This window comes from Microbacterium oleivorans NBRC 103075, from assembly GCF_001552475.1.
GTDB lineage: Bacteria > Actinomycetota > Actinomycetes > Actinomycetales > Microbacteriaceae > Microbacterium > Microbacterium oleivorans.
The window spans coordinates 50,871-72,575 of record NZ_BCRG01000014.1 but is presented as its reverse complement, the minus strand read 5'-3'; the positions used below and the strand labels follow the sequence as shown (position 1 = coordinate 72,575).

Annotated in this window: 18 protein-coding genes, 3 tRNA genes and 1 pseudogene; 3 read left to right on the top strand and 19 right to left on the bottom strand. The window is 67.7% G+C overall.

Translation table 11 applies throughout. The annotated features are described in order from the left end of the window. Positions 1 to 19: 19 nt before the first annotated feature. Complete coding sequence (locus tag MO1_RS13270) at positions 20 to 2,077, top strand: M3 family metallopeptidase (RefSeq protein WP_060916276.1); 2,058 nt, start codon at positions 20 to 22, stop codon at positions 2,075 to 2,077. A 65-nt stretch (positions 2,078 to 2,142) separates the two neighbouring features. Here MO1_RS13270 and clpX read toward each other — a convergent pair whose 3' ends face one another. The 5 genes and pseudogenes from clpX to MO1_RS13245 all read right to left on the bottom strand — a co-directional run bounded on the left by clpX (position 2,143) and on the right by MO1_RS13245 (position 6,676). Then, positions 2,143 to 3,411 (bottom strand): ATP-dependent Clp protease ATP-binding subunit ClpX, encoded by a 1,269-nt coding sequence (gene clpX / locus MO1_RS13265; RefSeq protein ID WP_036308694.1) that lies wholly within the window; start codon positions 3,409 to 3,411, stop codon positions 2,143 to 2,145. 129 nt (positions 3,412 to 3,540) lie between these two features. Then, positions 3,541 to 4,206 (bottom strand): ATP-dependent Clp protease proteolytic subunit, encoded by a 666-nt coding sequence (locus MO1_RS13260; RefSeq protein WP_060916275.1) that lies wholly within the window; start codon positions 4,204 to 4,206, stop codon positions 3,541 to 3,543. Between the two features lie 19 nt (positions 4,207 to 4,225). Further along, positions 4,226 to 4,837, bottom strand: a pseudogene (locus MO1_RS13255) (ATP-dependent Clp protease proteolytic subunit); the annotation flags it as partial. Positions 4,838 to 4,986: 149 nt separating this feature from the next. Then, positions 4,987 to 6,531 carry a trigger factor gene (tig, locus tag MO1_RS13250; protein ID WP_036308688.1) on the bottom strand — a complete coding sequence of 515 codons (1,545 nt, stop codon included), beginning with the start codon at positions 6,529 to 6,531 and terminating at the stop codon, positions 4,987 to 4,989. A gap of 68 nt (positions 6,532 to 6,599) precedes the next feature. Beyond that, positions 6,600 to 6,676 (bottom strand) — tRNA-Pro (locus MO1_RS13245). A gap of 94 nt (positions 6,677 to 6,770) precedes the next feature. Between MO1_RS13245 and MO1_RS13240 the strand changes: the two genes are divergently transcribed. Next, a tRNA-Gly gene (locus tag MO1_RS13240) sits at positions 6,771 to 6,844 on the top strand. A gap of 16 nt (positions 6,845 to 6,860) precedes the next feature. Here the strand turns inward: MO1_RS13240 and MO1_RS13235 are convergent. The 8 genes from MO1_RS13235 to MO1_RS13200 form a co-directional block, all read right to left on the bottom strand. Next, a complete protein-coding gene (locus tag MO1_RS13235) occupies positions 6,861 to 9,320 on the bottom strand; it encodes a DEAD/DEAH box helicase (protein WP_060916274.1) in 2,460 nt (819 codons plus the stop codon). Beyond that, entirely contained in the window at positions 9,317 to 10,072 is a 756-nt protein-coding gene (gene tatC, locus MO1_RS13230) for a twin-arginine translocase subunit TatC (protein ID WP_036308685.1), read from the bottom strand. The genes MO1_RS13235 and tatC overlap by 4 nt, the downstream gene beginning before the upstream one ends. 61 nt (positions 10,073 to 10,133) lie before the next feature. Then, the gene (gene tatA / locus MO1_RS13225; RefSeq protein ID WP_060916272.1) at positions 10,134 to 10,391 is read right to left on the bottom strand and encodes a Sec-independent protein translocase subunit TatA; all 258 of its coding nucleotides are present in this window, start codon (positions 10,389 to 10,391) and stop codon (positions 10,134 to 10,136) included. 60 nt (positions 10,392 to 10,451) lie between these two features. Beyond that, entirely contained in the window at positions 10,452 to 11,411 is a 960-nt protein-coding gene (locus MO1_RS13220) for a helix-turn-helix transcriptional regulator (RefSeq protein ID WP_060916271.1), read from the bottom strand. Further along, the gene (locus MO1_RS13215; RefSeq protein WP_036308678.1) at positions 11,411 to 12,406 is read right to left on the bottom strand and encodes a helix-turn-helix transcriptional regulator; all 996 of its coding nucleotides are present in this window, start codon (positions 12,404 to 12,406) and stop codon (positions 11,411 to 11,413) included. Before MO1_RS13215 ends, MO1_RS13220 begins: the two co-directional genes overlap by 1 nt. Positions 12,407 to 12,450: 44 nt before the next feature. Next, complete coding sequence (locus tag MO1_RS13210; RefSeq protein ID WP_036308676.1) at positions 12,451 to 13,416, bottom strand: FKBP-type peptidyl-prolyl cis-trans isomerase; 966 nt, start codon at positions 13,414 to 13,416, stop codon at positions 12,451 to 12,453. A 4-nt stretch (positions 13,417 to 13,420) separates the two neighbouring features. Then, complete coding sequence (locus MO1_RS13205; RefSeq protein ID WP_036308674.1) at positions 13,421 to 14,434, bottom strand: tRNA (adenine-N1)-methyltransferase; 1,014 nt, start codon at positions 14,432 to 14,434, stop codon at positions 13,421 to 13,423. Then, positions 14,431 to 15,111, bottom strand: a complete 681-nt coding sequence (locus tag MO1_RS13200) for an HAD family hydrolase (RefSeq protein ID WP_036308671.1) — start codon at positions 15,109 to 15,111, stop codon at positions 14,431 to 14,433. Before MO1_RS13200 ends, MO1_RS13205 begins: the two co-directional genes overlap by 4 nt. A gap of 78 nt (positions 15,112 to 15,189) precedes the next feature. Here MO1_RS13200 and MO1_RS13195 point away from each other — a divergent pair, with 78 nt between their 5' ends. Continuing rightward, a complete protein-coding gene (locus MO1_RS13195) occupies positions 15,190 to 16,053 on the top strand; it encodes a PAC2 family protein (RefSeq protein ID WP_036308668.1) in 864 nt (287 codons plus the stop codon). Positions 16,054 to 16,065: 12 nt separating this feature from the next. Here MO1_RS13195 and MO1_RS13190 read toward each other — a convergent pair whose 3' ends face one another. The 6 genes from MO1_RS13190 to MO1_RS13165 form a co-directional block, all read right to left on the bottom strand. Further along, positions 16,066 to 16,899, bottom strand: coding sequence for an undecaprenyl-diphosphate phosphatase (locus tag MO1_RS13190; protein WP_036308666.1), 834 nt, complete (start codon positions 16,897 to 16,899; stop codon positions 16,066 to 16,068). A 9-nt stretch (positions 16,900 to 16,908) separates the two neighbouring features. After that, positions 16,909 to 18,207 (bottom strand): M20/M25/M40 family metallo-hydrolase, encoded by a 1,299-nt coding sequence (locus MO1_RS13185; protein ID WP_060916270.1) that lies wholly within the window; start codon positions 18,205 to 18,207, stop codon positions 16,909 to 16,911. A gap of 42 nt (positions 18,208 to 18,249) precedes the next feature. Further along, positions 18,250 to 19,242 carry an ABC transporter permease gene (locus tag MO1_RS13180; RefSeq protein WP_255209276.1) on the bottom strand — a complete coding sequence of 331 codons (993 nt, stop codon included), beginning with the start codon at positions 19,240 to 19,242 and terminating at the stop codon, positions 18,250 to 18,252. Positions 19,243 to 19,273: 31 nt separating this feature from the next. Continuing rightward, positions 19,274 to 20,260: an ABC transporter ATP-binding protein gene (locus tag MO1_RS13175; RefSeq protein WP_060916268.1), complete on the bottom strand. Its 987-nt coding sequence runs from the start codon at positions 20,258 to 20,260 to the stop codon at positions 19,274 to 19,276. A gap of 146 nt (positions 20,261 to 20,406) precedes the next feature. Then, positions 20,407 to 20,490: transfer RNA gene (locus MO1_RS13170), tRNA-Leu, on the bottom strand. Positions 20,491 to 20,594: 104 nt separating this feature from the next. Beyond that, positions 20,595 to 21,698: a VIT1/CCC1 transporter family protein gene (locus MO1_RS13165; protein ID WP_036308662.1), complete on the bottom strand. Its 1,104-nt coding sequence runs from the start codon at positions 21,696 to 21,698 to the stop codon at positions 20,595 to 20,597. Positions 21,699 to 21,705: the final 7 nt, after the last annotated feature.

The following is a 21,705-nucleotide window of genomic DNA, read 5'->3' as shown; positions in this document are numbered from 1 at the left end:
GGCGTCGTACGCTGGGACGATGACGGATGCCGCTCTGAACCCGCTCCTCTCCCCCTCGCCCCTCGCGTTCGATCTCCCCGACTACCCGAACATCCGGCCCGAGCACTACCTGCCGGCGTTCGAGCAGGCGTTCGCCGAGCACCGGGCGGAGATCGAGGAGATCGCGACCGCAACCGACGCCGCGACCTTCGAGAACACGCTCGTCGCCCTCGAACGCGCCGGCGAGACCCTCGGTCGCGTCGCGCGGACCTTCTACACGGTGAGCTCCGCCGACGCGACCGCAGCCATCCAAGAGATCGACGAGCAACTCGCACCCCTCATGGCCGCGCACCACGACGCGGTGACGCTCGACTCCCGCCTATACGCCCGCGTCGCAGACGTCTTCGCCCGTCGAGAAGAACTCGGCCTCGAGGGCGAGGACCGCTACCTCGTCGAGCGCACCCACCGCGAGATGACGAACGCCGGCGCCGGGCTCGACGACTCGGACAAAACCGTCCTCACGGAACTGAACCAGCAGCTCTCGACGCTCACGACGACGTTCGAGAAGAATCTGCTCGCCGACACGAACGACCTCGCCGTCGTCTTCGACGACGCCGCCGAGCTGGACGGGCTCACCGACGGCGAGCTGTCCGCCGCGGCGCGCAATGCGTCGGACCGAGGCCTCGACGGCAAGTACGTCGTCACGCTGACGCTCTTCACCGGACACCCGTACCTCTCATCGCTCACCTCTCGGACGAGCCGCGAGCGCCTCATGGCGGCATCCCGTTCACGGGGGCGGCGAGGCAATGAGAACGACAACCGTGAGGTCCTCACCGAGATCGTCCGGCTCCGGTCGGAGCGGGCACGAGTTCTCGGGTACGACTCCCACTCGGCGTACGTGACGGCCGATGAAACCGCCGGCTCCCCCGAAGCCGTGCACGCCCTCCTCCGACGTCTCGCCGTGCCCGCCGCGGAGAACGCGCGCCAGGAACAGGCCGCACTCCAGGAGATCATCGACAGCGATGGTGAGGGTTTCCGTCTCGCCGCGCACGACTGGGCGTTCTACACGGAGCGTGTGCGCGCCGCGCGGTACGACCTCGACCGCACCGCCCTCCGGCCGTGGTTCGAGGCCGAACGGGTCCTCGTCGACGGGGTCTTTCGCGCCGCGACCGATCTCTACGGCATCACGTTCACCGAGCGGGCCGACCTTCCCGCCTACCACCCGGGCGCTCGGGTCTTCGAGGTCCGCAACGAGGACGGCTCGCACCTCGGGCTCTACATCCTCGACCTGTACACCCGCGACTCCAAGCGTGGCGGTGCGTGGATGAACTCGATCGTGTCGCAGTCCGCCCTCCGCGGCACAGCGCCGATCGTCGTCAACAACCTGAACGTGCCGCAGCCCGCCCCCGGCAGCCCGACGCTCCTGACCCTGGACGAGGTCACGACGCTCTTCCACGAGTTCGGCCACGCGCTGCACGGGCTGTTCGCAACAGTCACCTATCCTCACTTCGCCGGGACCTCGGTGTTCCGCGACTTCGTGGAGTTCCCGAGCCAGGTCAACGAGATGTGGATCTTCTGGCCTGAGGTGCTCGCAGCCTACGCACGCCACGTCGACACCGACGAGCCGCTCCCCGCCGAGGTGGTCGAGAAGCTCCGCGACTCGGAGGCCTTCAACCAAGGCTTCGCCACCAGCGAATACCTCGCCGCATCCTGGATCGACCAGGCGTGGCACAGCCTCGACTCGGAGGACACGGCCGGCGGGATCGATGTCGACGCCTTCGAGGCGACCGCGCTCTCCGACATCGGCCTCGACAACCCCGCGGTGCCCACGCGCTACTCATCGACGTACTTCGCCCACATCTTCTCGGGCGGGTACAGCGCCGGGTATTACTCCTACATCTGGAGCGAGGTCCTCGACGCCGACACCGTGGAATGGTTCCGCGAGAACGGCGGCCTGACCCGCGAGAACGGCGATCGATTCCGGCAGCGCCTTCTGGGCGTCGGCGGGTCGAAGGACCCGCTCGAGGCCTACCGCGACTTCCGTGGCCGCGATGCACGCATCGAGCCGCTCCTCGAGCGGCGCGGTCTCGCCGCCTGACACCGCGAGAAACGAAGGGCGCCGTCTCCCTCCGGAGGCGGCGCCCTTCGTTGCGTGAATGGGCGTCAGGCGCTCTTGCGCTTCTGCCGCAGAACCAGCGTCGGGGGTGCACCCTCGTCGACGGCAGCACGCGTCACGATGACCTTGTCGACGTCCTCCGCCGACGGGATCTCGAACATGATCGGGCCGAGGACGTCCTCGAGGATCGCTCGGAGACCACGCGCGCCCGTCTTGCGCGCAACAGCGAGGTCGGCGATCGAGCGAAGTGCGTCTTCCTCGAACTCGAGTTCGACGCCGTCCAGCTCGAACATGCGCTGGTACTGCTTCACGAAGGCGTTCTTCGGACCCGTGAGGATCTCGATGAGCGCGGTCTGGTCGAGCGGTGACACGGTCGTCACGACGGGCAGCCGGCCGATGAACTCGGGGATCAGGCCGAACTTGTGGAGGTCTTCCGGGAGAACGTCGCGGAAGACGTCGAGTTCTTGCTCTTTGTCCTGCAGCGGGGCGCCGAAGCCGACGCCGTGCTTGCCGACGCGGGACGAGATGATGTCCTCGAGGCCCGCGAACGCACCCGCCACGATGAAGAGGACGTTCGTCGTGTCGATCTGGATGAACTCCTGGTGCGGGTGCTTGCGCCCGCCCTGGGGCGGCACGGAAGCAACGGTGCCCTCGAGGATCTTCAGGAGCGCCTGCTGCACGCCCTCACCCGAGACGTCGCGGGTGATCGAGGGGTTCTCGGCCTTGCGGGCGATCTTGTCGACCTCGTCGATGTAGATGATGCCGGTCTCCGCGCGCTTGACGTCGAAGTCCGCGGCCTGAAGGAGCTTCAGGAGGATGTTCTCGACGTCCTCACCGACGTAGCCGGCCTCCGTCAACGCCGTCGCATCCGCCACCGCGAACGGGACGTTCAAACGCTTGGCGAGGGTCTGCGCGAGGTAGGTCTTGCCGCAACCGGTCGGCCCGAGGAGCAGGATGTTGCTCTTCGCGATCTCGATCTCATCAGCCCGCTGCTCTGCGGACTGGATCGTGCTGCGGGCGCGGACACGCTTGTAGTGGTTGTACACCGCGACTGCGAGGGCCCGCTTGGCGGGGTCCTGGCCGACGACGTACTCCTCGAGGAAACTGAAGATCTCGCGCGGCTTCGGAAGATCGAAGTCCTTGACCTCGCCGTCACCCGACTCCGCCATCCGCTCTTCGATGATCTCGTTGCAGAGTTCGACGCACTCGTCGCAGATGTAGACGCCGGGGCCGGCGATCAGCTGCTGGACCTGCTTTTGGCTCTTGCCGCAGAAGGAACACTTGAACAGGTCGGCGCTCTCACCGATGCGTGCCATGGTGTTCCCCCTCAGGATTCGTGCCGGTGGAGTCGAGCCTAATCGCAGATCCCGACACGGGGTGGATTGCGACGCGAGTGTGGACGACGATGCCCCGCCGACGAATCGGCGGGGCATCGTGTGCGGTCATCAGGCCGTGATGGCGGCCGGAGTGCGCTTGCGCGACGTCAGGACCTGGTCGACGAGACCGTACTCCAGCGCCTCATGGGCGGAGAGGATCTTGTCGCGGTCGATGTCCTTGTTCACCTGCTCGACGGAACGGTTCGAGTGGCGAGCCATGGTCTCCTCGAGCCAGGTGCGCATCCGGAGGATCTCCGCGGCCTGGATCTCGATGTCGGACGCCTGACCGTGGCCCGACTCGCCGACGGCGGGCTGGTGCATCAGGATGCGGGCGTTGGGCAGGGCGAGACGCTTGCCGGGTGCGCCGGCGGCGAGCAGGACGGATGCCGCCGAAGCCGCCTGACCGAGCACGACGGTCGAGACCTGGGGCGAGATGTACTGCATCGTGTCGTAGATCGCCGTCATGGCCGTGAACGAGCCGCCGGGCGAGTTGATGTACATGATGATGTCGCGGTCCGGGTCCATCGATTCGAGGACGAGCAACTGCGCCATGACGTCATCGGCGGAGGCATCGTCGACCTGGACGCCGAGGAAGATCACGCGGTCTTCGAACAGCTTGTTGTACGGGTCCTGACGCTTGTAGCCGTAGGCGGTGCGCTCCTCGAACTGCGGCAGGATGTACCGGCTCGAGGGCATCATGTCGCCCTGGGGGCGACCGAAGGTGGGAATGTTCATGTCGTCTGTCCTCCGACGCTCAGTTCTCGGTCCCGCCGCCGCCGGTGACGTCAGCAGCGTGTTCGCGGATGTGGTCGACGAAGCCGTACTCGAGGGCCTCTTCAGCGGTGAACCAGCGGTCGCGGTCACCGTCGGCGTTGATCTGATCGACCGTCTTGCCGGTCTGCGCGGAGGTGATCTCGGCGAGACGGTTCTTCATCGAGACAATGAGCTGCGCCTGGGTCTGGATGTCGCTCGAGGTGCCCCCGAAGCCACCGTGGGGCTGGTGCAGCAGGACGCGGGCATTGGGCGTGATGTAGCGCTTGCCCTTCGTGCCACTGGTCAGCAACAGCTGTCCCATCGACGCGGCCATGCCGATACCGACGGTGACGATGTCGTTCGGCACGAACTGCATCGTGTCGTAGATCGCCATGCCCGCGGTGATCGAGCCACCGGGCGAGTTGATGTAGAGGTAGATGTCTTTCTCGGAATCCTCGGCCGCGAGCAGCAGGATCTTGGCGCAGATCTCGTTCGCGTTCTCGTCGCGCACCTCGGAACCGAGCCAGATGATTCGGTCCTTCAGCAGCCGGTCGAAGACACTGGTCGCCATAAGGGGTTCAGCCATGGATGCTCTCCTGGATTCGTGTTCGTGCTTCGAATCTAGTGGCGCGTTCGAAGCGTCTCGCCCGTGTTCGCCGTGGGCATACCAGCGGCGGCATCAACGCCCGCGGGCCCTCGGAAAACGTCGGGAAACGACGAAGGGCGGCGGGGCCCGAAGGCACCCGCCGCCCTCCACCGAGGTCACTCGCTGTCGGCGGCCTTCTTGGGGGCGCGCTTGGCGGGAGCCTTCTTCACGGGCTCCTCAGCGGCGTCCGCGTCAGCCTTCTTGGCCGCGGGCTTGCGCGCCGGAGCCTTCTTGGCGGCCGGCTTCTCGTCCGAAGCCTCGGCGTCGTCGGCGGCATCCGCCTTCTTCGCGGCGGGCTTCTTGGCCGGAGCCTTCTTGGCCGGGGCCTTCGTGGCGGTGGGCTTCTCGTCCGCGGTCTCGGCGGACTCGTCGCCAGCCTCGTCGTCCTCGGCGGCGAAACCGGCCAGGTCGACCTTCTTGCCGTTGGTGTCGACGACGTTCACCTTGCCGAGAGCGACGGCGAGAGCCTTGTTGCGGGCGACCTCACCGACCATCATCGGGATCTGGTTGCCCTCCTGGAGCGCGTTGACGAAGTCCTGCGGGGACATGCCGTACTGCGCCGACGACTGGATGAGGTACTGGGTCAGCTCTTCCTGAGAGACCTGGACCTCGTGCTTCTCCGCGATCTTGTCGAGGATCATCTGCGTGCGGAACTGCTTCTCGCTCGCTTCGGTCACCTCGGCGCGGTGCACGTCGTCCTCGAGACGTCCTTCACCCTCGAGGTGCGTGTGCACCTCGTCCTCGACGAGCTTGGCGGGAACGGGGATGTCAGCCTTCTCGATGAGGGCGTCGACCAGCTTGTCGCGGGCCGCGGACCCCTGCGTGAACACAGCCTGCTCGGAGACGCGCTCGACGAGGCTCTCGCGGAGTTCGGCGATGGTGTCGAACTCCGACGCGACCTGAGCGAAGTCATCGTCGGCCTCGGGAAGCTCGCGCTCCTTGACGGCCTTGACGGTCACGGCCACCTCGGCCTCTTCACCGGCGTGGTCGCCGCCGACGAGCTTCGAACGGAACGTGGTGTCCTCACCCGCGGTGAGCGACTCGACGGCCTCATCGATGCCCTCGAGGAGCTCGCCGGAGCCGACCTCGTAGGACACGCCTTCGGCGCGGTCGATCTCGGCGGCGTCGATCGTGGCGACGAGGTCGAGCTCGACGAAATCGCCGGCCTTGGCGGGACGATCGACCGTCACAAGCGTGCCGAAGCGGCTGCGGAGCTTGTCGAGCTCAGCGTCGACGGCGGCCTCATCGGTCTCGACAGCGTCGACCTCGATGGTGATGTCGTCGTAGGAGGGAAGCTCGAACTCGGGGCGGACGTCCACCTCGACCTCGACCTTGAGGTCGCCGGAGAAGTCCTTCGTGCTCGGCCACTCGACAATCTCGGCGGCGGGACGCCCGACGATGCGCACCTCGTTCGCTGTCACTGCCTCGCGGTAGAACACGTCGAGGCCCTCGCTCACGGCGTGCTCGAGGACGGCTTCGCGACCGATGCGCTGATCGATGATCGGCGCCGGGACCTTGCCCTTGCGGAAGCCTGGGATCTGGACGTCCTGCGCGATGTGCTCGTACGCGTGGGCGATGCTCGGCTTGAGCTCGTCCGGGGTGACCGTGATGTGGAGCTTTACCCGCGTCGGGGTGAGCTGCTCGACGGTGCTGGTGACCATGCCTGTCGTTCTCCTTGTCCGGCCGCGCACGTGCGCGTCCGTTCGGTGATCTGGGTTCGTGGGGCCGTTGGTCGGGGCGACAGGATTTGAACCTGCGACCTCCCGCTCCCAAAGCGGGCGCTCTACCAAGCTGAGCTACGCCCCGGGCGCGCACGCTGGCGGGCGCCGAAAAACGGCCGTTGGTAAGTCTAGCCGACCATGTCCGGTACACTCGTCGAGGCGCTGATTACAGCGTCGTCGGGGATGTAGCTCAATGGTAGAGCCTCAGTCTTCCAAACTGATTACGCGGGTTCGATTCCCGTCATCCCCTCCACATACCGCGTCGCCGCTCACACCGAGCTGTAGGCGACGATCCCGCGCCTGACGGCATCCAGAGCCTTCCGCGCCGTCACCGCGACGTCCGCATCGGCGACGATCGAGAGCTGATCGAGCAGGTCGATCGTCTGCTTCGTCCAGCGCACGAAATCGCCGGCGGCGAGGTCGGCCTCCGACAGCACGACGTCGAGGGACGCGCCTCGGGCCCAGGAGTTCATCGCTTGGGCGAGTCCCGTCGCGAGCGGTTCCGTACCGGGCAGGTGGTGCTCCTGCTCGAGGTCGTCGAGACGGCTCCAGAGCTCCTGCGTCTTCGTCAGGGCGTCGCGGAACGGGCCGCGGGGCAAGCGGTACTCCCCCGCCTCATCGCGGCGCGGTTCGTACACGAGGCAGCACGCGAGGGCGGCGAGGCCGGCGGGGTCGAGGTTCGCCCACAGCCCGCGGCGCAGCGACTCCGCGACGAGGAGGTCCCGCTCGCCGTAGATGCGACGCATCGTCCGCCCGGCCGCCGTCAGGGAAGCGGCGCCATCGTCGAAGGAGACGTAGTTCAGTTCGGCGAGAACATCGATGATCCGGTCGAAGATCCGCGCCACGGTACCGGTGCGGGTCTCGATGTCACGGCGGGTGCGATCGGTACGGCGCCGCAGCTTCCAGTACCGCTCCGCCCACCGGGCGTGGTTCTCGCGGTCCGGACAGCTGTGACAGGGATGCCGCTGCATCCGCCGCCGCAGCGACTGGATCTCGTTCTGCCGCTGCTGCCGGATGCGCGCCGGTGCCGTTCGGTCGGCACGGTTCAGCTTCTCGGCATCGCTGAGTTCACGACGGATCCCGGAGTACTCGGCGAAGTCTCCCCGGTCGCACGTCATCGACTTCTCGTAGCCCGCGAGGGATGCCTCGGCATCCTTCACCTGACGGGCGAGGCCCACGACGGCGCGGTCCGCCTGGAACTGGGCGAACGAGGACTCGAGGATCTCGCGGGCCCGCTCGCGACCGAACTGGTCGATCAGGTTGACCGCCATGTTGTACGTCGGCCGGAAGCTGGAGTTGAGCGGATAGGTGCGGCGCGAGGCGAGCGCGGCGACCGCCTGCGGGTCGAGCGCCTCGGTCCACTGGACCACGGCGTGCCCTTCGACGTCGATGCCACGGCGTCCGGCGCGACCGGTGAGCTGCGTGTACTCCCCCGACGTGATCGCGACGCGTGCCTCGCCGTTGAACTTCTCGAGCTTCTCGAGGACGACCGTTCGCGCGGGCATGTTGATGCCGAGCGCGAGCGTCTCGGTGGCGAAGACCACCTTGACGAGCTTGCGACGGAAGAGCTCCTCGACGACCTCCTTGAAGGCCGGCAGCATTCCGGCGTGGTGTGAGGCGACTCCCCGCTCGAGGTTCTCGCGCCACTCCCAGTAGCCGAGGACGCTGAGGTCCTCATCCTGAAGGGGACGCAGCCGCTCGTCGATGATCGCGCGGATCTCGTCGCGCTCGGCGGTGTCGGTCAGCCGCACTCCCGAACGGCGCACCTGCTGGACGGCGGCCTCGCAGCCCACGCGGCTGAAGATGAAGAAGATCGCCGGCAGCAGGTTGGAGCGGCCCAGGAGTTCGACGACCTGGGGACGGTCCATGCGCTCGATGCGCGCCGCCGTAGACGGACGCACAGGACGGGAGCCGCCGCGGTGCGGTCGGCGCCCTTCGCGGTCGCTGCGGGACCGATACTCGGACGCGCGCCGGTTGTTCTCGTACGTCGCACCCTTCGGTGAGCGGATGCGGGTCAGTTCCTGATTCACCTGCGCGGTCGCGACGCCGGCGCGATCATCGAAGAGGGGCAACAGGTCGCCCCGGACGAGCACGTGCTGTTCCAGCGGAACGGGTCGCGTCTCGGAGACGATGACGGCGGTGTCGCCGCGGACGGTGTCGAGCCAGTCGCCGAACTCCTCCGCGTTCGACACCGTCGCCGACAGCGACACGAGCCGCACGGCGGGCGGGAGGTGAAGGATGACCTCTTCCCACACGGGCCCGCGGAACCGGTCGGCGAGGTAGTGCACCTCGTCCATCACGACGTATCGCAGCCCGCGGAGGGCCGGCGAATCCGCGTAGAGCATGTTGCGGAGCACCTCGGTCGTCATGACCACGACGCGAGCGTTGCCATTGATGTTCGTGTCACCGGTGAGGAGTCCGACCTCGTCCTCGCCGTAGACCTCCTGGAGCTCCCGGAACTTCTGGTTCGACAGGGCCTTCATGGGGGTCGTATAGAACGCCTTGTCACCCGGCTCACGCATCGCGAGGTGGATCGCGAACTCGCCGACGATCGTCTTGCCCGCGCCGGTGGGCGCCGCGACGAGAACGCTCCGACCGTCCTCGAGGGCGTTGCACCCCTCGACCTGGAACGGATCGAGATCGAACCGCTGCAGGTCGGCGAAAGATGCGGAGATCGGATGCCGGCGGTCGGACTGTGCGCGTGCGTAACGGGCGGCGAAGTCCGTCATGCGATCGGGCCGAGAAGCGCGGCTTCGCGCTTGCTCTTGCGGCGGTCGAAGAGCATCGACAGGCCCGCCGCGGCGAAGAAGAGGACGGTGAGGATGCCGGCGAGGATGAGCATGCTGACGACGTCCGCGGACGGCGTGGCGGCCCCCGCGAACACGGTCGCGATCACGATCGCCACGCGCCACCCCTTCATGATCTCCCGGCCGGTCATGACGCCCGCGAGGTTCAACGCCACGAGGAAGACGGGAGTGACGTAGGAGACGCCGACGACGATCAGGAGCTTGAACACGAAGTCGTAGTAGTACTTCGCGTCGTAGAAGTTCGACGCACCGTTGGGCGTGAAGCCGGCCATCAGCTCGACCAGGTGCGGCAGGATGAGCCATCCGGTGAACGCCCCGGCGAAGAACAACGGGACGGCTGCGGCGACGAATCCGATCGTGTAACGGACCTCCTTGCGAGTGAGCCCCGGCATGAGGAACGCCCAGATCTGCCAGAGCCACACGGGGGCGGAGATCAGCACGCCGACCGCGAAGGCGATGCGCACACGCAGGTCGAAGGCGGACGTGACCGTCGCGAACATGAGGGTGACGGCGTTCTCGTCGCCTCGACGTTCGGCCACGATACGGATGGGCTCCGTGATCGCCCAGATGATCGCATCTCCCAGCGCAAAGGAGACGACCATCCCCACGACCAGAGCGATCGCGGCGATGATGAGCCGCTTGCGGAACTCACGGAGATGGTCACCGAGCGACATCCGCTTGTCCCGGAGAGGGGCGTCGCCTGTCGCGGCGTCCCGATCGGTGGTGGTCACCGACTCAGCTGGAGCTGGTGGGGCCCTGCGATGAGCCCTGCGCCGGCGGGGGCGTCAGACCGGTGACGGAAGTGGGAGCCTGCGGCTGCTGATGGGCCGGCGTCTCGGCCGGTCCGTCCTCTTCCTTCATCGCTTTCATCTCACCCTTGAAGACGCGGGCGGACTGACCGACGCTCTTCGCCAGTGCGGGCAACTTCGCTGCACCGAACAGAAGCAGGATCACCGCCAGAACGATGAGAAGGTGCCATCCTTGCAAGCCCATGAAAAGCTCCTTGGGTCGGGGTTTCACGTCAGTCTAACCGCCTCAGGTGAACGGGGACCCTCAGCTGTACAGGGCGAGCCCCGCCTCGGCCCACGCGCGCGCCGCCTCGCGAGCGGGCTGCGGTGTGACGATCTCGACGTCTCCGCCGAGACGCGCGGCAAGTCGTTTGAGACTGCGCTCGTCGCCGACGCGGAGTTTCACCGTGCGGTACTCCCCCTTGCCGTGGACGACCGCACGCGCGGCGAATTCTCCGAGCAGCGGAACCACGTCCTTGCGGCAGCGGAGCTCGACGACGACGTCCGTCTCGGTCGGCTCGAACAGGCCCGGCAGCGCGTCGGCTCCGTGGGTGCTGGCGATGTCGCTGAGGACGACGTGCGACACCCGGTCGAGATGGAACGTCCTGACGGCCTGACGGAGGTGACACCACCCCTGGAGGTACCACTGGCCGTCGGCGATGTGGACCTTGACCGGGTCCACGGTGCGCGTCGTCACCGGCGCATCGGGAGCCCGATACTCGAACGACACCGCGACCCCCCGCTGTACAGCCTCCGCGACCGTCGTCCGCACATCATCGACACCGGAGGTCGCGACGATCACTTCGGCAGGGGCGCTGGAGGCCCCGGAGGCGAGCTTTGCGAGCAGCTTCTGGACCACACCGCTGTCGCCGACACCCGGCAGGCTCGCCGCGAGCTGCAGTCCCGCCAGCAGGGCGGCGGCCTCCCGGGCGGTCAGCCGAGGGGTGCGCTCGAGCGCGACGGCATTGGTGATCGAGATCGTGTCCTGCTCGTCGAGCAGGTCCCAGTCGATGTCGAAGAGGTCGTTCGCCATCTGCCAGAAGCCCCCGTCGCCCGGCAGACCGATGACGGTCAGCTTCTCGACCATGGCACGCATCTCGTCGGGCTCGACGTCGAAGTCGCGCGCAGCGTCGGCCACGGTGACTTCACCCTTCGAGATCAGATAGGGAACGAGCTGGAGGATAAGGGATGCTCGGTCGGTCGCGACCAGCGGCTGCGCGCTCATCACGCCACCACCCCATGGAGGTCGCGTGCTCTGCGAAGACGCGCCACGACGAGGTCGACCAGGAGCGGAGGATCGATCACACGCACCTCAGGGCCGTAAGAGGCCAGTTCATCCGCGAAAATCTGCGCGTCGACGTAGGGGACGAGGCATCCCGCGTCGTCGGCGGTGATCGCGCGGCGCGACAGCCGGAGTGCCGCCTCGGTGCCGGGTTCGACCTGCAGCCGAGCCCGCTGGCGTTCAGCGAGGGCGTTCAACCCGGTGATGACCTTCTCCCCCGCGCCGTCACGAAGCGCCAGATCGAAGGAGATGCGGGTGACAACCACGTCGGACGAGATGCGTGAGAGCAAGAAGGTGCGCTCGGCGTCCTGCAGCAGATCGAAACCGTAGACGTGCCAGCGCCCCTCGTACTCCACGAGCGCCCACGGCTGCACGCGGCGGCGGTGCGCGGCATCCGACCCGCCCTTGATGTAGTCGAACTCGACCACCCGGCCCTGCTCGATCGCACGCTGCAGCGGGGCGAACGACGTCTCACGGAGGCTGATCCGCGGCGCGTAGCCGATGATCGGGGCGTCGACTTCGATGCCGAGGGCGCTGATCTTGCGCAGCCCGCTGCGCGCCGACGCCGACATCGAGCTCTCGCCCCACACCCCGCTCGCCAGGTTCAGGACGGCGATCTCGGCCGGCGTGAAGTCGATGTCGACGGGAAGCGAGTACTCGGAGGTGGGAACCCGGTAGCGGGCCTCCCGCAGATCGTCTGGGTCGGCGTAGTCGCCGATCGTCTCGATGGGAACGCCCAGCGATCGCAAGCTGTCCTTGTCGCGTTCGAACATCTTCTCGAGCGCGTCCTTCGACGCTCCGGCCGCGGCCTGCTCGCGATAGCCGGACACGGACGACAGGATCGTGTCCTTCGTCAGCCCCTGCTCCGTGGCCAGCAGGGCCACCACGAGGTTGACGAGCCGTTCCTCGGGCGCGCTGCGGATCGGTTCGTTGGACACATCGCAATCCTAGGCGCGGGACCGGCTCGCGGCCCCGCGGGGACTCACTGTGTCGTGGTGCCGGCGTCTTCGCTGGTGTCGATGCCGAGGACGTCGATCACGAAGACGAGAGTCGACTTGGGAGGGATGCTCCCAGACTGCTTGTCGCCATATCCGAGGTCCGGCGGAATGACGACGAGAACCTGCGAACCGACGGTCTGACCCTCGAGCGCCTTCGAGAAACCCTTCACGACCTTGTCCATCGCGAGCGTCACGGGGCTGCCGTTCTGCCAGGTCGAATCGAACACCTCTCCGGTCTTCCAGAGCACGCCGGTGTACGCGAGGCGGGGCGTCGAGGTCGCCGTGATCTTCTCGCCGTCGCCCTTCTTCAGCGTCTTGACGACCAGATCCTTCGGCGGTGCCGCGTCGGGGACGATGATGCCGGGGGTACCGTCGGGTGCGAGGACGACCGTCGGGATGTTGCTGCCGTCTACGTACTGCGGGACGCCGTTCGCCGCCGGCAGGAAGACCGTGTTCACGTCCATCACGAGGACGGCGGACTGGTCCTTCTTCAGACCGATCTGGTCGACCAGCGCCGGCTCGAGGTCTTTCGCCGGGATGCCTGCGACGACGCGGGCGCCGGGCCGGGCGCAGTCGAGGGCCTTCTCGATGGTCGGGAAGGACTGCTCGAGGACGCTGAGCTGGATGAGCCGCGTCGGCGCGGACAGGATCGTCTGCCCCGTTGCGCCGTTGAGAAGAGTGATGCTCAACTGCACGTCCTGCTTGCTCGTCGTGATCGGGGTGCCCTCCCCCTTCGCGAGGTCCTTGTACGAAGTGCGCGACACGTAGACGGGGTCGCTCGTCTTCGCCGTAGGGGAACCCTCGGCACCGGTCACGTCGACCAGGTCGAGCGAAGACGCGTGGGCGGTGACACGCTCACAGCCGCTGACGGTCGGTCCGGTCGGGGCGCACCCGACGAGGGCCAGGGCGGTCAGGCCGAGAACGGCCACGGCAGCGGGAATCTGGCGCATTGGTTCAGTCTACGGTCTCGTCGGAGCGATCCCCGGCAGCCTGCCGCGCACCCTCGGCGGCGCGCTGCGCATCACGGACCCGCTTGCGGAGGTTCTTGTCGGTGATCTCACGATCGCCGACCGCACCGGGGGTCCACGTCTCGACATCGGCGTCTGCGTACGAGGGCTTCTTGAGGGCGCGCTTGCGGACATCGGGCGGCATCGCACCGGGTGCGAGCCGACGGGCGGTGAGCAGGAACCCGGTGTGGGCGACCATGCGGTGGTCGGGGCGCACGGCGAGTCCTTCGACGTGCCAGCCGCGGATCATCGTCTCGGTCGCTTCCGGCTCGGTGAACAGCCCGGAATGCCGGATGTACTCGGCGACGCGGCTGAGCTGGGTCGCCGTCGCGATGTAGCAGAGCACGACACCACCCGGAGTGAGGGCTTCCGCGACGGCATCGATGCACTCCCACGGCGCGAGCATGTCGAGGACGACGCGGTCGACCGTGCCCGCCTGCGTCACCTGAGGAAGCTGCTCGACGAGATCACCCACGACGACCTGCCAAGACTTCGGATAGTGCCCGAAGAACGTCTCGACGTTCGCCTCGGCGACCTCGGAGAACTCCTCGCGGCGTTCGAAGGACACGAGGCGCCCCGCGGGCCCGATCGCGCGCAGCAGCCACATCGACAGCGCACCGGACCCGACGCCGGCCTCGACGACGGTGGCTCCGGGGAAGATGTCCGCGGAGGCAAGGATCTGAGCGGCATCCTTCGGGTAGACGATCGCCGCGCCACGGGGCATCGACATCACGAAGTCGCGCAGCAGCGGGCGGAGCGCGAGGTACTCGTGCCCGCCGCTGTTGGCGACGACCGAGCCGTCGGGCTGACCGATGATCGACTCATGGCGAAGGACGCCGTGGTGCGTGTGAAGCTCACCACCCTCGCGGAGCGTGACAGTGTGCAACCGGCCTTTCGGACCGGTGAGCTGAACCCGATCGCCGAGGCGGAACGGGCCACTGGGGCGAAGGTCGACGCTCATGCGCGGACCCCCTGGCGCGCCTGAGCGAGGACGTCCGCGACATCGGCGACGGTCCGGCCCTCGAGAGTCGGCCACAGGACGTGGGCGCCGACCTCGTCGAGCGAGACCATGTTCGGGATTCCCACGGTCACCGTGCCCGCGGCGATCGCCGAGCGGGCGCCGGTGATCGAGTCCTCGAACGCGACGGTGTCGGCAGGATCCACGCCGAGCGACTCGCACGCCTGGAGGTACGGGTCCGGATGCGGCTTCGGCCGGGCGACGTCATCGCCGCCGATGACGATGTCGAACGCGTCGAAGTCGATGAGCTCCGTGACGATCTTGGCCATGCGGCTCATGGACATCGTGACGAGCGCTGTCGGAACCCCGGCATCCCGGAGCTCACGGAGCATCTCGCGCGCACCCGGGCGGAACGGGACACCATCCTCCCGGAGCTGGCGCATGACCTCGGCGGTCAGGTGGGCGACGATCTCATCGACCTCCATGCGGACCCCCGCGCCCTGCAGGATGCGAGCAGCGTCCTCGAGTCCGAGTCCCACCATCCCGAGGCCGTCCTCGTGCGTCCAGGTACCGCCGAACCGCTCGACCAGCGGGGTCTCGGCTGCCATCCAGTAGGGCTCGGTGTCGACGAGGGTGCCGTCCATGTCCCAGAGGACTGCGGCGGGGAGAGGGGAGATCACCGGTCAATGCTACGCGAGGGCTTCCGCCCGCCCCGGGGGCGGCGGCGTATCGTGGGGGTACCGACAGAGAGGACCTCCGTGCAGGGACTGGGACAGCGGGTGCTCGTGATCGCCGTCGACGGCTGGAACGACGCCGGCGAGGCGGCGACGGCTGCGGCCGCACAGCTGCGCGCGGCAGGAACCTTCGAGAAAGCTTTCGAGGTCGATCCTGAGCTGTATTTCGACTACCAGTACACGCGGCCGCAGATGCAGATGGATGCCGACGGTTCCCGTCGCCTCGTCTGGCCGGACGCGACCCTGTGGCGGCCGGCGGCTCCCCGCCAGGACGGTCCCGACCTCTGGCTCCTCACCGGCACCGAGCCCGCGCGCGCGTGGCAAGCCTTTTCGGCCGAGTTCATCGACGCCGCGCTCCGCGAGGACATCACCGGCATCGTCGCGCTCGGGTCGATGATGAGCGACGTTCCCCACACCCGTCCGATCTCGGTGTTCGCCGGGTCGGAGAACGAGGAGCTCCGCGGCGCTCTCGGACTCGAGAGATCGACGTACGAGGGACCCGTCGGGATCCTCTCCACGATCGCCGCGGCCGGGGAGGCGGCCGGTATCCCGACCGCAGGCCTGTGGGCGAGCATCCCCCACTACGTCGCCGGTCACACGCCGTCACCCAAGGCGACCCTGGCCCTTCTCGACAAGCTCGGGGAGATCACCGGTGCCACGATCCCCCGCGGCGTGCTGCCGGCGGAGGCGCTGGCCTGGGAGGCATCCGTGGATGCCGCAGCTGCGGACGACGAGGAGATGACGGAGTACATCCATCAGCTCGAGACCGCGCGCGACGCCTGGGACTCCCCCGAGGCATCGGGCGACGCCATCGCGCAGGAGTTCGAGCGTTATCTCCGCCGCCGCGGCGACGGCCCGCGCGGCTCGAAGGACGACCCGCGCCGCTGAGCCTGGCCGGACTCAGTACGCCTGCAGCACCCCGAACGCCAGCAGGATGAGCAGCACGATGCCGAGCACCAGGCGGTAGAGGACGAACGGCAGGAAGCTGCCCCGCTTCAGGTAGCGCATCAGGTACGCGATCACCACGAGGCCCACACCGAACGACACGACCGTGGCGATGGCCGTCTCACCGAGGGTGAAGGGCGACTGACCGGGCTCGCGGATCGCCTGGACCAACTCGTACAGTCCGCTGCCGAAGACCGCCGGCACGGCGAGGAGGAACGCCACCTCGGCGGCGGCGGGACGGGTGTACCCCATCGCGAGGGCAGCCGTCGTCGTGGCACCCGACCGCGAGACGCCGGGGATCAGGGCGAGGGACTGCGCGAACCCGAGGGTGAGCCCGTGGCCGATCGTCAGGTCCTTCTCGGTGCGCACGCGCTTTCCGAGCGCATCGGCGACACCGAGGATGAGTCCGAAGATGATCAGCACGATCGCGACGAGCCAGAGATTCCGGAAGGTGTCGCGGATCACGTCCTGGAATAAGAACCCGAGCACGCCGATCGGGATCGTACCGATGATGACGATCCATCCCATGCGCGCATCCGGGTCGTTCCGCGGCACACGACCGGTCAACGACTTCGCCCACGCGGCGATGATCTTCACGATCCGGTGCCAGAAGTAGACGAGGACGGCGAGTTCCGTACCGATCTGCGTGATCGCGGTGAACGTCGCCCCCGGGTCCTGCGCGTTGGGCAGGAACTCCCCCACGATGCGCAGGTGCGCGCTCGAGGAGATCGGGAGGAACTCTGTCAGGCCCTGGACGATACCCAGGATGATGGCGTCGAAGATCGACATGGGGGCCTTTCAGTACGTGCGGATCAGATCGGTGAGCACACGCTGCCCGAAGACGAGGGCGTCGATGGGGACGCGCTCGTCCACACCGTGGAACATCCCGGTGAAGTCGAGATCGGCGGGCAATCGCAGCGGTGCGAACCCGAACCCGGCGATGCCGAGCTCGGCGAGGGCCTTGTTGTCGGTCCCTCCCCCCATAAGGTACGGGATGACCGGGATTCCGGGATCATGGCGCCCCAGCGCGCCGACCATCGCGTCGACGAGGTCACCCGCGAACGGCACTTCGAGTCCGATGTCGCGGTGGACGACCTCGATCCGGATGTCGTCGCCGACGATCCGCTGCACCTGCGCGAGCACCTCGTCCTCGTGCCCCGGAAGGGTGCGGATGTCGATCGCGGCAGTCGCGGCATCCGGGATCACGTTGTGTTTGTAGCCGGCGGTCAGCCCGGTCGGGTTGGTCGTGGTGCGGAACGTGGAACGCAGGAACGCGGATGCCGCGCCCGCCGTGTCGGCGATCGCGTCGGGGTCATCCGCCAACGTCCCCGAGAGCTCTGCCAGCGATCCCACGAGCTGCCGGGTGGTCGACGTGAGTTCGATCGGCCACCCCACGCGCCCGAGAGCCGCGACGGCCTCTGCGAGCCGCGTGACGGCGTTGTCGGGATGGTGGCGGCTGCCATGGCCGGCTTGGCCATTGGCGTGCAGACGGATCCAGATGAGCGCCTTCTCGCCGACCTGCAGCAGGTAGGCGCGCTGATCGCCGACGCCGATGGAGTAGCCGCCGACCTCGCTGATCGCCTCGGTCGCACCCGCGAACCAGTCAGCGCGGTCACGGACGACGAGCTGAGAGCCCTCGACCCCACCGTTCTCCTCGTCGGCGAAGAACGTGAGGATGAGATCCCGCTCGGGTCGCTCCCCCGACCGGAGGAGCTCGGCCACCGAGGTGAGGATCATGGCGTTCATGTCCTTCATGTCGACGGCGCCGCGACCCCACAGCATCCCGTCCTGCACGACGCCTTCGAAGGGGTCGACGCTCCAGTCCGCCGCCACGGCGGGGACGACGTCGAGGTGTCCGTGAAGGATGAGCGCGGGTTTGTCGGGATCGCGACCCGGGACCCGCGCCATCACGTTGGTGCGCCGCGGCACGGGCTCGTAGTACTCGGGGGTGAGCCCGATCGATTCGAGATAGGCGCCGACGTACTCGGCGGCCTCACGCTCGCCGTTCGCGCGTCCTTCGCCGTAGTTGGTCGTGTCGAACCGAATCAGGTCGCGGGCGACGCGGGCGACCTCGGGCAGATCGTCGTGAACAGACATGCGCCCACGCTACCCGCGCGGTCACGCCCGGCGTTCTCCGACTCAACGTTCTCGGTCGTCCCAGATGAACAGTCGGGCGGCGAGGACGGCGGCGAGGACCGTCGTCGCCAGCATGAGCCCCCAGTACAGGAACAGCAGCCCCTCGCTCGCCGCGTCTCCCGCGAGATCCGCGGCGGCCGCACGCATGTACCAGGTCGTCGGCAGACAGTTGAGCACCCATGCCACCGGCTCTGGGATGAGCTGCGGAGGAAGGACGGAGCCCGAGGCGAAGATCGCCATCACCGGCAGCACGGCGGCCACGTTGTTCACGGTCTCCGCGCGTCGCGTCCGTGACGCGAGCAGATATGCGAGCGCGAAGAACATCGCGACGCCGAGGAACATCGTGACCAGGAGTCGGAGGAGCTGCCAGAACTGGGAGTACCCGAGGATCACCGAGGTCGCGTGGATGGTCGCGATCACGAACAGCGCGAAGACGACACGTGAAGGGGTGAGGGCGGCGATGACGGTGAACTTGCTCGCGGGTGTGGTCCCGAGCAGGCGGAGCGTGCCATTCTCGCGCATCCGTGTAAGCGGAACGGACGTGCCGATGAAGGTGATGGCCAGCAGTCCGATGCACGACAGCGCCGCAAGGTTCGCCCGGAGCAAGTCGATCCACACCTCACCGTCCGTGTCGGTGACGGTGTAAGTGGTTCCGGTGCGCTCCACGGCAGCCGCGACCGCCAACCACTCCGGATTCGCGTCGGCGTCGAGGAGGATGGCGACGCCGCCCTTCGCCGGTGCGATCGCGACGTTTGCGGCGGCATCCTTCCCGTCTTCCACCACGATGATGCCGGCAGAATCGAGTTCGTCGGCCATCTCGGCGCCCTGCGCAACACTGCTGTCGATGACGACCACCGGAGCTACTCGTCCGCCCACGTTGATCACGAAGTTCAACCCGATGATCAAGAGGAAGAAGAAGACGAAGGTGAACAGGATCGAGAACGCGCCTCTCCGGTCCCGGCAGAGGTCCTTGGCGCTCGCCGTCGCCAGTTCCACGAATGCAGAGTGTGGACCGTATCTGAGGGTGTCAGGCATCAGCGTCGCGTCTTCCGTCGGTTTCACGCGCCCCGCGGACGATCGACAGGTAGAGGTCCTCCAGCGTCGGACTCACGACGCGATAAGACCGGCCACGAATCTGACTGTCCCGCGTCAAGACCTCCAGCGCTGCATCCGGGTCGGCGGTCGCGTAGCTGACGTGGATTCCGCGGGCATCCTGCGACCACGTCACGGCGTCGGCAGAGAGCACTGACCTCGCCCGAGTCAGAGCTTCCTCGGTCACGACGTCGAAGGTCAGGGTTGAGCGCCCGCCCGTGATGAGATCCGCGGGCGCCCCGTCTGCGCGGACCTTCCCGGCGACGACGATGACGACTCGATCGCAGATCTGGGCGGCCTCCGCCATGTCGTGCGTCGAGAAGATGACAGTGGTGCCATCTCGGGCGAGTGATCGGATGAGATCGAGCAGGTGCCTCTTCGCCTCAGGGTCGAGTCCGGCGGACGGCTCATCGAGGATGACGATCTCGGGCATGCCGACGATGGCGACCGCAAGGAGAAGGCGCCGCAGCTGACCGCCGGAGAGGTCGCGTGCGCGCACCTCGGACTGCTCGGCCAGGCCCACATCGACGATCACCTCGGCGACGTCGCGGTATTCGGAATGAAACGAGGCGTACAACCTGACGGTCTCTCGGACCGACAGGTACCCGAACACGCTGGCGGACTGCGGTTGTACCGACACCCGCCGGGTCGTCTGACGTCGCTCGCGCCGGGGATCGACGCCGAGGACGGACACCACGCCCGATGTCGGTGCCCGCAACCCGGCAATGGTCTCCAGGAGCGTCGACTTCCCGGCGCCGTTGGGCCCGAGAATCCCCAGGACCGTTCCCCGCGCGATGTCAAGATCGATGTCGTCGAGGGCGGCGCGCCGCCCGTACCGCTTCGCCAGCTGCCTCACCGACACCACCGACACGGGTTCATCACCACCGGATGTCGTGGGCGTCAGGGCGGGCTCGGTGTCCATGCCCTCATTCCACGCGAGGACGCTCCTTCACGCCTCCCCCACGCGGATGACGCCTCTCCCCCTCGGAGAGGAGGGTGCCGTTCCGGTGAGGCCGCATCAGCCCGGAAACGAGAAATGGGCCCCTATCGGGACCCATTTCCACTCTGTGCGCGAGGGGGGACTTGAACCCCCACGCCCTATCGGGCACTAGCACCTCAAGCTAGCGCGTCTACCTATTCCGCCACCCGCGCAGAGTTTTTTCCCTTTGTTTCCGCCGGGATTTTGGTTTCGCAACCGAGGATCGACAGTAGCACGTTCTGTGCGGACCGATAAATCGAGAGCACTGTCAGCGCCGCTACGCGGCGGACACGCCGAACAGCAGACCCAGCAGATAGGTGATCGCTGCGGCACCGAATCCGATCGCCAATTGGCGGAGCCCACGACGCAGCGGCGGAGCCCCCGACAGCAGCCCCACTGTCGCGCCGGTGAGCAGGAGCGCGAGCCCCACGAGGGCCAACGCCAATGCGACGGCTGCAAAGCCGGACAGCCCGAAGATCCACGGCAGCACGGGGATGACCGCGCCCGACGCGAAGAACGCGAAGCTGGATGCCGCAGCGCCGAACGCCGACCCCACGGACTCGAGGTCCGCCGGCGGTTCCGCGGCGCGGCGGTACGGAGTGGCCCGGTCGCTCGCCTGCGCCGTCGCGATGACTTTCCGCGCCCGCGCGAGAGCGGCGTCCTCATCGAGACCGCGCGTGCGGTAGACGAGTGCGAGTTCGTTCGCGTCGACATCGAGGTCGGGGAGGACGTGGTCGGTGTCGTTGTTGGGGTGCGTCGCCTCGATCAGCTCCCGCTGCGAGCGCACGGAGACGAATTCGCCCGCCGCCATCGAGAGGGCTCCCGCAAGCAGGCCCGCGACGCCGCTGAAGAGGACGAACTGGGGAGCGACACCCGTCGCACCGATACCCATCACCAGGGCGAGATTCGACACGAGACCGTCGTTCGCGCCGAACACCGCCGCCCGAAAGGTTCCCGACAGTCGCATCCGGCCGCGGGCCGCGAGGCCGCGGACGACCTCGCCATGGATCTTCTCGTCGGCGCGCATGGCGGGAGTCGCGTGGGGATCGTCGTCGTACGGCGAACGGTTTTCCGCGTTCTGCGCGAGCGCCAGGACGAAGATGGAGCCGAACCGGCGCGCCATGGCCGCCAGCATCCGAGTGCGCACCGACGCGCGGGGGAGACGCGAGGGCTCTCCGCCCAGGAGGCCGAGCCAGTGAGCCTCATGCCGCCCCTCGGCGTCGGCCAGAGCCGCGAGGATCTCGCGTTCCTCCCCCGACCGTCGTGCCGCGAGTTCGCGATACACCCGGGCTTCGGCGCGTTCGTCCGCCAGGTAGGCGGCCCACCGCCGCCGATCTCGGGGCGTGGCGTCGGGCACGGAAGTCGCGTTCAGGGTGTTCATGTCCCTT